We start from the raw sequence: 12,149 nt of genomic DNA on the forward strand, positions 1-12,149 counted from the left end.
TCCTCTTTATTGGGTTCTGATCTCATCGCAGATTAACTTTCGTTCCAAAGCCTTCTCACATTATCAAGACCTATCCGGGTTCCCCGTTTACATTCCTCAAGCCCTTCAAATTCCAGTGAAATATATCCGTCATATCCTGACGCTTTAACCACACGAAGCACTTCACGCATATCAATATCTCCATGGCCTGCGATTGCACCTCTTAAATAATTACCGCTTGCCGTTTGGAACCAGCCCTCCCCGGGATTCTGATACGAAGGTCTCCAATAGAAATCCTTGACATGCACCACAGAAGCATATGCAATATTGTTCTTCACGGCAACCACAGAGTTCTCATCCACGCACATGAAATTGCCCACATCCAGCGTTGTACGGAAATTTGTCCGATTCACCCGCTGAATCAATGCCTGTACCCGGTCACTGGCTTGTATAAAATAGCCATGATTCTCCACGCTGGTTACTATACCGTACTGTGCTGCATAATCGGCAATTCGCCCGCAGGCTTCTGCCAGGCGGTCCAATTGACGATGAAAGTTGCCGATCGAAGTATCGCTGCTGCTTGCTACATCATGGCGCATACGAGTTACACCCAGTCTTGCGGCAACATCGACTTCACCCATTACCCGCTTGATTTCCAGCTCAAAGGCTTCTTGTGAATCTGTTTCAAAATTAGCGCCGATGGCATAGTTGGAGACATCTATGTTCCGTGACTTTGCCTTTTCCCGAATAACGTCCGCCAAGTCAGGATTACCAGTCAATTCGAATCCAATGGGTACAATCTCAATATGCTCGCCGCTTTGGTCGGCAATCCAATCAACTACACCCAAAATATCCATTTCACCCGATTCCAACTCATTTACCAAGCTGTATGAACTGACTCCCAGTTTCATGGTTTCACCCTCTTTTCCTGAAATTCTATTAGAGCTGAACTTCTTGTCCTTTGTTCGCAGACTCATAGATACCGCACAATATCTTCATGATTTGCAAGCCATCTTCTACCGGACTGATCGGTGTTGCACCAGTTTGCAGGCAGGCCAGAAAGTGATTCACTTCATTACAAAATGCCTCCGGCACATTTATGGATTTGCTGTCTGTTTGCGGAGCTACATTCAGAATAGTGTCATATTTTTCAGTAATCATGGTCAATTCAGGCTCAATTTCCACTCCGCCCTTATCACCGTATAAACGAATAGCAAGCTCATCTGACTTCGCATGAAGGGTAAAGCTGACATCAACCATAAGTGATGCCCCATTCTCAAAACGGATTAATGCATTGGCCATATCTTCCACTCCATTGATACTTGGATCATAATCGGCTGCCTGATAAAAGGATAAGTTCTTCACATTCGCGCGGTTGCCTAATTTATGATACGTGTTGCCGCTAACCGAAACGGGCTTTGGACGCCCCATCATATACCAGCACAAATCAATAACATGGACTCCGAGATCAATTAATGGACCGCCCCCGGAACGTTCAACATCTGCAAACCAGCCACCCGGATTCCCAAGTCTACGGATACAAGAAGCTTTAGCATAATAGATTTCACCCAGTTCACCTTTCTCAATGAAGTTCTTTACAAGCTGCGCATTTGCGTCGTAACGGCGTACAAATCCGACCTGCAACAACTTGCCAGTTTCACGTACCGCATTCTGGATGGCATTCGCTTCTTCAACGCTGCGGCATAAAGGTTTCTCCACTAGCACATGCTTACCGGCACGCAGGGCTGCAATACTGATCTCTGCATGACTGTTGTTCCACGTACAAATGCTGACCGCTTCCACTTCCGGATTGGCCAATAAATCATGATAATCTGTATACACGTTCGGAATATTGTACTGCTTCGCTTTATCTTCTGCCCGTTGCTGATTCAAGTCACATATAGCATATAGTTCTGCATGTTTATTCCCCTGATAGGCTTGCAAATGCAAGTCGGAGATAGAGCCGGCTCCGATCAGTCCAATTTTCTTTTTACTCATGCCGCGTGAACCCTCCTATATATTGGTCATATTTTATTATACAATTAAGATAACATGACTCTTCTGGAGGTAGAATAACCATCATGACCACCTACATGGACTATACAATCAGTTCTAAGCCTATTCGCATTATTGATCGCACGACAGATGAAAGTAAGCTGCAGCTAAAATCATTATCGATCGTCAATGTGGGGCACCTCCCCAACCGCTCGCTCTATCGACCCCATGCACAATTCGATCATTATGCTTTCGTCTACATTGCAGGCGGCAAGGGCACATATCAGGTTAACAACAAGGAAAAGCAGCCTGTTCATAAAGGTTCTTTTTTTGTCTTTTTTCCAGATGCCACCTTTGACTATGGACCCGACCCGCAAGAGACTTGGGATGAATTCTATTTCACAGTTGAAGGATCACGAATTGAGGAGTGGCTCTCCACCTGGTTAACCGAACCTTACCGTGTTCGCCAGACAGGACTGGGTGATGAACAGCAGAGCAAAATTGATCGAATCTTCATGTTGATGGAAAGCGGCATTCCAAGCAATCTGGACCGGGCTTCCTTACTCCTGGAATCCCTTTTGTATGAATTTGTACACAGCAGCCAGCCAAATACTGATTCGACCGACTACATCACCAAGCTCATGGATGATATTGCGGCATCCCTGCATCAAAGTTTTGATGCTGCTGCATTTTGCGAACGCTACCACATTTCGATATCCACGCTCCGGCGTATCATTCAGAAACATACCGGGTACTCACTTAATAAGTACATTCACCGTCTCAAAATTTCCGAAGCCAAAAATATACTGCTGAATACAGATCGATCGATTAAAGATACTGCCGTTTCCCTTGGATACAATGATGTTTTTTACTTCTCGCGGCTATTCAAAAAATATGTAGGTGTTTCCCCCCAACATTTTCGCAATAATGTATAATCACATGTTGATTGCACGCTTACAAGGATATTGAACTCATTAACTGGAAAAAGTATTCAGGTTGTTGAGTCTTATTGAGTTTGTACCATGAATGCAATGTATCTGGTGTAAATACATCTAATTGTTTCAGTACCTCCATCGCAAATTCCAGAGGAGCTACCCCTGATGCAGTAACCAGATTCTCACCAGATACAGCAGGTCCTATCTCATGGAATTTTTCTCCTTTATAATTCGGACAGACCATTTTAAGATACTCCAAGTTATTGCTTGTATGCTTTCTAGAATCTAGGTATCCATTATTCGCCAGACCCTCAGTTGCCCCACAAATTGCAGCAACAATAGTGCCTAGCTGTAAAGCTTGGCCAACTTTTTTTAAGACAGGCTGGTGAATATCTTCTCCCCAAGTATTCCCTCCGGGTAAAACTAAAAGATCTTTACTCTGAAATGTACACTCATCAATGGAAATATCCGGTTTTATATTCAGTCCACCCATCGTAGAAATCATTTCTTTATTAGCTCCTACCGTAACTACTTTTAAAGGCGCTAAATCTTTTTTGAAATATCTGCCTGTGTTTAGTTCAGCAATTAAATATCCGTATTCCCAGTCTGACATTGTATTAAATACATAAAGATAAGCTTTTTGGGTTTGCATTCTATAACACTCCAATCACATTTGATAAACCTATTATAATTAAACTTCCCTGACAGCTATCGTCAGGGAAGTTTATCAGGCCATATAAAAAAGCGCGTATCAGGTTAACCTGCACGCGCTCGATTCATTAATTATTGTCTTCCAGCTCATCCGGTACATCGTATTTATTGATATGTGAGGTCATAGCTACAACGGCTTCGTTGATCCCCTTTGGGGCAGACACACTACGGACTACATCGTCCGTTTGGTCGTGAAAGTTCAACTGGTCCGCTTCAATCGCATTCTGTTTAATTTCTTTTTCCTTCATGCTCCACAGCACTCCCTTCTTATTCCACTTCATTACCAGCGTTCTTCTTTACTATGCACGAGGTAAATGTCTGTTATTCATACATTATCGATACTTAGTGTCTCAAATCACTATAACAACATAGGTAAGGACGTATAGTTAAGTAGTGCGGCAACCTATGGTTGTCGTTTATTTTCAGGGAAGGAGGTTTTGTTCTCATGAGGAAGTACATACCCAACCAGCACGGGGCTTGGGCGATGCTTATCCTTCCATTTCTGTTCGGAGTTGCTTCATCGAAAGGGCAATTTATACATATTCCCCTGTTTGTTTGCTGGCTTCTGATTTATTTGTTCAGCTTCCCGTTGCTGCAATGGGTAAAGACAGGGAAATTGGAGCGTTACCTACAGCCTATGCGGGTTTACGGGATTCTGCTTCTGCCCTTTATCCTATATCTGGTGATTGCTGAACCTAAGCTGTTAGGATTTGTTCTGCCGCTTGTTCCCCTGTTCGCTGTTAATCTGTATTATGCAAAAACCAAAAATGAACGTGCCTTGCTTAATGATATTTGCGCCATATTGGCATTTTGCCTGATCATTTATCCTGTCTTTTATGTCGGCAAAGGAGAAAACTGGGGAGCCGTGACAGAGCTGTTCCTGCTCAGCGTACTCTATTTTATCGGGACCGCCTTGTATGTCAAAACGGTTATTCGTGAACGAAATAACATCCGCTTCTATTACGGATCTGTTCTGTATCATCTGCTGTTCGCTGTGGCTGGTCTGCTGCTATTCCCTTCATTGCTCGCTCCACTTGTTATCCTGCTGCTGCGGGCAGCCATTCTCCCCAAGACAGGGATCACCGCCAAGCGTACCGGAATGATTGAAATTGGCTTTTCCCTTATGTTGTATGTGTCTGTGCTTGTGCTGTACTTCTAGTGGTTGGCAGCAAAAGAAAGGATGGTCCTCTACCGGTGATTCGATAGAGAAACATCCTTTTTGAATTGGTCTGATGTTATTCAACAATCATGTCCTGATTGCTGGACCCCGGAGGTACGATGGGATATACATTCGTTTCCTCGGTAATATCGAACTCCATGACGACAAGTCCGTCCGTATGGAGGGCAAGATCAATAATATGCTCGGCCTCGGCAAGATTATCGGCCCGGAGCCCCTGAGCGCCAAAGGATTTGGCCAAGGCTACGAAGTCGGGTGAACTGATGCGTACGGAAGAATAACGGCGGCCAAGAAACAGCTGCTGCCACTGCCTTACCATGCCCAGATAGCCATTTTTGAAGATAGCGACTTTGACGTTCAGGCCCAGATCGACCGCTGTCATCATTTCCTGCATATTCATCTGGATGCTTCCGTCTCCCGTGATACACACTACTTGACGGTCAGGAAAAGCTACTGCAGCACCAATTGCAGCCGGTAAGCCATAGCCCATTGTCCCAAGCCCGCCGGAGGTCAGGAAAGAACGGGCTTCTGAGAAATTATAATGTGTGGCCGTCCAAATTTGATGCTGTCCTACGTCGGTAGAGATGATGGCATCGCCATCTGTTGCATTTTGTATACATCTTATCACCTCAACCGGAGTCAGCTTATTATCCTTCACCCGGGGTGATTTTGTTGAACGCTTGGACCAGATCCGGATTTGCTGATTCCAAACAGCAGGTTCTTGCATATGTATTTTTTCAGACAGTCCGGCAAGCACATCTGCGCATTCTCCTGTAATAGCAAGATCGACTGCAACGTTTTTATTTAATTCGGAAGTATCAATATCGACTTGGATCTTATAAGAGCCCGGCGAGAATGCTTTACGGTTGCCTGTAACACGGTCACTGAAACGAACCCCGAGACATAACACCACGTCAGCACCCTGCAGCGCACGATTGGCCGCGACTGTTCCGTGCATCCCAACCATACCCAGATGTAGGGGATGCCCGGATGGAAAGGCACCCAAACCCATGAGCGTACTGGCTACAGGAAGGTTGAATTGCTCGGCGAACTCTTTTAACAACGCCGGAGTATTACCTGTCATACAGCCTCCACCAATAAGAATAAGCGGGCGTTCAGAACGGTTTAACTGATCAGCTGCAAGCTGGATATCCAGAAGATCAATTGAATGCTTTGGCTGATAACCCCGGATATATGGCTGGGAATCCTGATTGCCAGAGAGTTCCTCCATGTTAAATTCTGCTGCCATTACATTCTTCGGCAAATCAATGAGGACTGGGCCGGGTCGTCCCGTTGTTGCCACATGGAATGCCTCGTTCACAATCTTCGGAAGATCGGCGACCTCCCTGACAATATAGTTGTGCTTGGTAATGGGCATCGTCATGCCATAAATGTCTACTTCCTGAAAGCTGTCCAGACCTATGAGATCGGTGGATACCTGGCCCGTCAGGACGATTAACGGAATCGAGTCCATAAAGGCTGTAGCAATGCCGGTAACCGCATTTGTGGCACCCGGCCCGCTGGTAACAAGCGCTACTCCCGGGCGTCCCGTTGCTCTGGCATATCCATCAGCGGCATGTACCGCTGCCTGCTCATGTCTAACGAGAACATGCTGTATGCTGTCGCAATCATACAAAGCATCATACAAAGGTAATACCGCACCGCCGGGGTATCCGAATAGGGTGTCAATTTTCTTCTCTATCAACATCTGAATTAGCAGCTGTGCTCCGTTCATTGGCACAATTCATCTCCCATCGTAATATCAGTCTTTAACCTCCAATATAGGACATCCCTATCTTTGTTCTATTCCTTACGGTTTGTTCCGTCCGGTCATCAGAATAGCGGTCTGTACGCTGCTCCCAGACGTTCCTAATAGCTTCGAGCAAGCTTTGATCATCCGCCCCGCTGCGAATCATCTTCCTGAGATCAAAACCGCTTGATGCGAACAGGCAGGTATAAAATTTGCCGTCAGAGGACAGCCGGGCGCGCGTGCAGGAAGAACAAAACGACTCAGATACCGAAGTAATAAAACCAACCTCTGCCTTGCTGCCCTTATAGCGGTAGCGTTGGGCAACTTCACCGAAATAATTGTTATCGAGTGCTTCCAGCTCGAATGTACTTTGGAGGCGCTCCATAATTTCTTTTTTCGTTACGACTTTTTCAAAGCTCCAGCCATTGTCGTTGCCGACATCCATGAACTCGATGAACCGCAACGTTATAGTTCTTTCTTTGAAATAGCGGGCCATCGGCAGAATCTCCGGTTCGTTCAGACCTCTTTGCACCACCATGTTCACTTTGACCTCAAAACCTGTTTCTATAGCATGATCAATCTGTTTTAAAATAAAACCGGGTTTGATGCCACGCCCGTTCATTCTCCCAAATAGCTCAGGATTCAGTGCATCCAGGCTTACATTCAGTCTGCGTAGTCCCGCCTCGTATAGAGGCTCCGCCTGTTGCCCTAGCAGCACCCCATTGGTCGTTAAACCGATATCTTCTACACCGTCCAAAGAGCCCATCTTGGCAACAAGACCGGGCAGACCCCGCCGCATTAGCGGTTCACCGCCGGTCAGCCTGATTTTGCTTACACCAAGCGAAACAAACAACCTCGTCAAGCGGTGAATTTCTTCAAATGTCAGCAGTTCACTTGTGGGAAGGAAGGCATAATCTTCACCGTACACTTCTTTTGGCATGCAGTAGGAACACCGGAAATTGCACCGGTCGGTTACAGATATCCGCAAATCGTGGATGGGCCGCCGCCGTTGATCTTGTGGTGGATGTACATTCATCTGGCATCGTCCCTTTCGGTTACTTCTGCGTGATATCGCTAAACGTGCCCACATAGCGGACATCTTCGCCTGTCTCGTCTTTGACAGCGCTGATATTTAGCCACTGCAAATATTCCTCACCATTTTTGCGTCGATTCCAGATTTCGCCCTGCCACATCCCCTTCGCCCTGATTTCACTCCACATGCCGCTGTAGAAATCCTTGGATTGGCGGCCTGACTTCAGGATACTGGGCTGTTTGCCGAGTACTTCTTCTTCGGTGAAGCCCGTGAGCTTCGTAAATGCCGGATTCACGGTTTTAATAAGTCCTGATACATCGGTTACCAGAATCCCCTGCCCGGTCGAGTTGAACACTTCAGAGGTAAGCGCAAGCCGATCCTGATAATACAGCCATACCACCAGCACCAGACTGGCTAGGGCCACCTGCGAGAGCAGCATGAATCCAATGGAATATTGACCTGTGACCGAATAAATCAACGACAGCATAATCGGCGGAAAAAAGCCGCCAAGACCACCCATCATTGACACAATCCCGTTGGCAATTCCAGCCTGCTTATTAAAGTACAAAGGCATCAATTTGAAAATAACACCGTTTCCGATTCCCGCACTTACTGCAATGGCAAGACAGCCCGCTGTATACAGACCCATGGAAGGCATAAATGCAAGAATGATCGCTGCAACCGTATAGATACTGAATGTGCCAATCAGCAGGAACAAAGGCTGGAATTTGTCGCCGAGCCAGCCACCTACCGGCCGGAAAAAGGTAGCAACTGCGATGAAGCCGGCTGTGCGCATGCCTGCATCCACCTTTTCCAGTCCAAAATTGGAGACCAGGAAGTTCGGCAGATAAATCGTAAACGCTACAAAAGACCCGAAGGTAATAAAGTAGAACAGCGAGAACAGCCAGAGCTTCTCATTTTTGGCAACGCCTTTGATTTGGTCGATGATTGGTGTTTTCATCTTGGGTTCGTGCCGGTCCCCGAAAAAGAAATTCAACGCAATAAAGATAAGTAAAAGGATCAGGTACATCTTGACAGTCGGCGACCAGCCGATTTGTGCGGCTACGAACGGGGCAGAGAAGGTTGTGACGGCAGTTCCGATATTGCCTATTCCGTAAACCCCGTTTACCAAACCATGTTTTTCTTTAGGGAAATACTTAGGCAGTGAAGTAACCCCTACTGAGAATACAGCCCCGCCGACTCCAAGAAAAGTTCCTCCAATAATTAAATGAGTCATTGTAGAAGCTTCACTAATAAAGTAGACCGGAAACAAGAGCAGAATAAAGCTGGTCATAAAGATAACCCGTGCTCCTAAAATATTTGCATAATAGCCAAGCGGAATTCTTAGAATCGAACCCAGGACAACCGGAATTGCGGTGACCATCGCCAATTTTCCTGGTGGAATGCTGATGTCTTCGGAAATAAAAGGCATCAGGGAGGAAATAATAACCCATACCATGAATCCGAGAATCAAGTTTAATGTTTGTAGCGGCAACTGCATTTTTTTAATCATTCAACTCACCTTTTCGCCATTTATTCTCCTGATTGTCTTTCTAGATACGTATTTCCTGATCTCATTGTATCCGCCGATCCCCCTGTTCAGATATAGGGGAGAACCCTTTCCCTGACAGGGTAAACCCTGAAAATAGGCAGGAACATCTTCGCCCTGTATGAAGACACTGGACTCACCTTCTTAAGTTCTATATAACTTGAACTGACAAGTTTAGAGTAAAGGTTCAGTCGCAGCTAGCTACAAAGCATAAAAAAGGGGCTGTCCCAAGCAGCCATTTCAAGGCTTTTGGGACAACCCCTCCTGTGTTTCAGGTGATGAGTGTATTTAGTTTCTGGCATAACCGCTCTTTGTCTAAGGCATTCATCTGATTTTCGGCCATCGGATAAATGACATTCTCCTCTTTTACAAAGTGCACAGTCAATACTTCAAAAGCTTCTCCGGCGTACTTCACAGCTTCGCGCATCTCTTCAAGTGACAGCAGCTCTATCCCGCCACCCGTGTGATGCAGGAAATGGCCGATGTAATCGTCAATTTCGCTGTGCTCCTCCTGAATACCGACAAGCGGCCCCTGTTCAAAACCGATATAAGTGCCAAGCAGCGGAAAAAAGTGTGTTTCTTCCTTCGCTGTATGCTTCTTCAGCGGACCGGTAAAATCGAGGACCCCTTTACGCAGCTCTTGAACCCGTGTCCAGCCTTCATCCACACTTATCGTTTCCTGTTCAAACCAAAGCACGATGGCATGCCATTCTTCCATAAGAAAAGACAGATAACGGTGTTCATTCTCAAGAATGCGCATGGCGGGTGTTGTAAACTGCAATTCTGAAAAATCCGGCACGCAAGCATAACCTCCATTCACCGGTTAGAAATCCAGCATTTTTTTCCTTAATGCATATTCAACCAGCTCAGGCCGGCTTTTAAGATTTAATTTCTCCATGATTTTAGCTTTGTGGGCTTCGACCGTTTTCACGGAGATGAACAGCTTCTCAGCAATTTCCTTGTTGCCGTATCCCTTGGCGATTAGCGGCAAGATCTCCAGTTCCCGTTTCGACAACAGTTCGAACAGGTCTTCTGTGCTGACGGTCTTATCCTTTTTGATAAACTCACGGACTAGAGAAGTCGCCATCTTGGGATGGATGTAGGTCCCGCCTTCATAAATGGTCCGAATGGCCAGCAATAGCTCCTCGTCCGGCGCGCTTTTGAGGACATATCCGGAAGCTCCGTTCTTGAGTACATGGAATAAGTATTCCTCATCATCATGCATCGTCAGAATCAGGATTTTGGTATCCGGGTAATCCTCTTTAATCTTGCCTGTCGCAGTCAGTCCGCTTTCTCCCGGCGGCATGCTCAGATCCATGATCAGAATATCCGGCCGGAATTTGGCTACCATGGCATAAGCTTCTCTTCCGTCTGCCGCCGCTCCGATTACTTCAATATCATCCTGAAAATTCAGGATCATGGAGAATCCGCTGCGTACTATCGCATGGTCGTCTGCAATGACGATCTTCATCAGAATCTCATTCCTTCCCTTGAGCAAATCCTACAGGAACCTGTAAAAGGATTCTTGTACCTCTGCCGATACCTGAATCTACATTGAAAGTACCGCCAACCAATTCCGCCCGTTCCTGCATGCCAAAGAGGCCAAGTCCGGTTCCGCTAGGTTCGTCCCCCAATTTGAAGCCGGTTCCTTCATCTTCGACCAGGAGCCGCAGGACATCGTCTTTCTCTGTAAGAGAAACTTTGACCGTGTCTACTTGGGCATACTTTAGCGCGTTCAAAACGGCTTCCTGGCAAACCCGGTACATGACGGTCTCGATTTCACTCTCATAGCGCTTCTCTGAAAGCTGAGATTTATATTCGATTACAAGGCCATAGCTTTGTTCCATCCGTTTGAAGTGGGACCGGAAAGCAGCTTCCAATCCGAAATCATCGAGTGCCGCAGGTCTAAGCTCTACTGAGAGGTTGCGGATATCATTCAGCAGCCGGGTCATTGATACCTCAGTCTGCTTCACTTTCCTCAGCAGCTGCTCGTCAGATGTCATATATTTGAGCACGCGAAGATCAATGACGGCGCTCATCAACTCCTGGGCAACACTGTCATGCAACTCACGGGATATCCGTTTGCGTTCATTTTCCTGTGCTTCTATCACATGTTTCATCATTTTGTTCTGATAAAACTTCTCTTGTGTTTTGAACTGTCTGGTTAAATCTCTCAGCATAAATACCCGGATACCTTGCTCGTAATCAATGGTATGAAACGTAGCGGCATAAGGAACAATCCCTTTGTCTTTGGTTTCCAGGTAAACTTGATAGGATGTGAAATCCTCGGAGTCCGGAGTATTGAAATAACAGTTAAGGCAGGTGCGCAGTTCCGTTTCACTGGTATACCCCCGGCAAGTTCCACAAAGGGCCTGGGGATTTCCCTGATAAAGCTGCTTCAGGATATCCTTGTCTACGATATTTTCTGCAGCCGGATTCATTGCCAGGGCTTTCCCTTCCCGGTCAAAAAAGAACATGGCCTCCATGCTGTTCTCAAACAGCTTCGTCATTAACAGATTCGGCAGATCCATTCCGGGTACCCTCAACTCAGCAACAATTCCTTCCCGTTCAAGTCTCCAATACCTTTACGCGCAACTGTCTCCAAGGCGTGCAGCATTTCTCCGGTTACCTGCTCTTCTCCCCTGAATCCTCCAAGCAGTACACCTGCGACACGGGCATCGTTCCATATGGGGACAGCGCCAATGCTGTTCAAATTCTCCATCTTAGTAATGGGATAGTTAAACAAGGTATCAGGCTGCACATGTTTCTGTACAGAAGAGAGTAAGAACGGTTTTCCGGTCTTGAACACGATTCCCGCAATTCCTCTTCCCGATTGCAGTACAATCCGTTTGAAACGGTCATTCGTATTGCCGGAGGCGTATTTCCATCGGATCACATAGTCATATTCTGCCGGTTCAGCAAGGGCCATTGACATAAAATCATAACCTAAAACCTTACGGATCTGATCTAGCTCCTTTTGGTAATTCACCGTATTTGTCATCGTTCTCTCTCCTAATTGA

The 12,149-nt window shown here is 46.3% G+C and carries 13 protein-coding genes; 2 read left to right on the forward strand and 11 right to left on the reverse strand.

Annotated elements, in window-relative coordinates; genetic code table 11:
- Nucleotides 1-32 precede the first annotated feature (32 nt).
- On the reverse strand, nt 33-890 hold the full coding sequence (locus AC3WT9_RS05630; protein WP_341378611.1) for a sugar phosphate isomerase/epimerase family protein: 858 nt from the start codon (nt 888-890) through the stop codon (nt 33-35).
- A gap of 28 nt (nt 891-918) precedes the next feature.
- The gene (locus AC3WT9_RS05635; RefSeq protein ID WP_341093149.1) at nt 919-1,977 is read right to left on the reverse strand and encodes a Gfo/Idh/MocA family protein; all 1,059 of its coding nucleotides are present in this window, start codon (nt 1,975-1,977) and stop codon (nt 919-921) included.
- A gap of 83 nt (nt 1,978-2,060) precedes the next feature.
- Here AC3WT9_RS05635 and AC3WT9_RS05640 point away from each other — a divergent pair, with 83 nt between their 5' ends.
- Entirely contained in the window at nt 2,061-2,909 is an 849-nt protein-coding gene (locus AC3WT9_RS05640) for an AraC family transcriptional regulator (protein WP_341093147.1), read from the forward strand.
- Nucleotides 2,910-2,928: 19 nt separating this feature from the next.
- Here the strand turns inward: AC3WT9_RS05640 and AC3WT9_RS05645 are convergent, their stop codons facing one another.
- Nucleotides 2,929-3,561 carry a type 1 glutamine amidotransferase family protein gene (locus AC3WT9_RS05645; protein WP_341378609.1) on the reverse strand — a complete coding sequence of 211 codons (633 nt, stop codon included), beginning with the start codon at nt 3,559-3,561 and terminating at the stop codon, nt 2,929-2,931.
- A gap of 127 nt (nt 3,562-3,688) precedes the next feature.
- The gene (locus AC3WT9_RS05650) at nt 3,689-3,901 is read right to left on the reverse strand and encodes a hypothetical protein (protein WP_341378608.1); all 213 of its coding nucleotides are present in this window, start codon (nt 3,899-3,901) and stop codon (nt 3,689-3,691) included.
- Between the two features lie 164 nt (nt 3,902-4,065).
- Between AC3WT9_RS05650 and AC3WT9_RS05655 the strand changes: the two genes are divergently transcribed.
- Nucleotides 4,066-4,779: a YwiC-like family protein gene (locus tag AC3WT9_RS05655; RefSeq protein WP_341378606.1), complete on the forward strand. Its 714-nt coding sequence runs from the start codon at nt 4,066-4,068 to the stop codon at nt 4,777-4,779.
- Between the two features lie 76 nt (nt 4,780-4,855).
- On the opposite strand, the gene ilvB is transcribed toward AC3WT9_RS05655, so the two are convergent.
- The 7 genes from ilvB to AC3WT9_RS05690 form a co-directional block, all read right to left on the reverse strand.
- Complete coding sequence (gene ilvB / locus AC3WT9_RS05660; RefSeq protein WP_341097669.1) at nt 4,856-6,532, reverse strand: biosynthetic-type acetolactate synthase large subunit; 1,677 nt, start codon at nt 6,530-6,532, stop codon at nt 4,856-4,858.
- 34 nt (nt 6,533-6,566) lie between these two features.
- Nucleotides 6,567-7,583: a GTP 3',8-cyclase MoaA gene (gene moaA, locus AC3WT9_RS05665; protein ID WP_341093143.1), complete on the reverse strand. Its 1,017-nt coding sequence runs from the start codon at nt 7,581-7,583 to the stop codon at nt 6,567-6,569.
- 19 nt (nt 7,584-7,602) lie between these two features.
- Nucleotides 7,603-9,093, reverse strand: coding sequence for an MFS transporter (locus AC3WT9_RS05670; protein ID WP_341378604.1), 1,491 nt, complete (start codon nt 9,091-9,093; stop codon nt 7,603-7,605).
- Nucleotides 9,094-9,400: 307 nt separating this feature from the next.
- The gene (locus AC3WT9_RS05675; RefSeq protein WP_341378603.1) at nt 9,401-9,928 is read right to left on the reverse strand and encodes a hemerythrin domain-containing protein; all 528 of its coding nucleotides are present in this window, start codon (nt 9,926-9,928) and stop codon (nt 9,401-9,403) included.
- Between the two features lie 24 nt (nt 9,929-9,952).
- Nucleotides 9,953-10,600 carry a response regulator transcription factor gene (locus AC3WT9_RS05680; protein ID WP_341093140.1) on the reverse strand — a complete coding sequence of 216 codons (648 nt, stop codon included), beginning with the start codon at nt 10,598-10,600 and terminating at the stop codon, nt 9,953-9,955.
- Between the two features lie 7 nt (nt 10,601-10,607).
- Nucleotides 10,608-11,660 carry a sensor histidine kinase gene (locus AC3WT9_RS05685; RefSeq protein ID WP_341093139.1) on the reverse strand — a complete coding sequence of 351 codons (1,053 nt, stop codon included), beginning with the start codon at nt 11,658-11,660 and terminating at the stop codon, nt 10,608-10,610.
- Nucleotides 11,661-11,671: 11 nt separating this feature from the next.
- Nucleotides 11,672-12,130, reverse strand: a complete 459-nt coding sequence (locus tag AC3WT9_RS05690) for a GAF domain-containing protein (protein ID WP_341378602.1) — start codon at nt 12,128-12,130, stop codon at nt 11,672-11,674.
- Nucleotides 12,131-12,149: the final 19 nt, after the last annotated feature.

The sequence above is a fragment of the Paenibacillus sp. EB106-06-01-XG199 genome, from assembly GCF_058791575.1.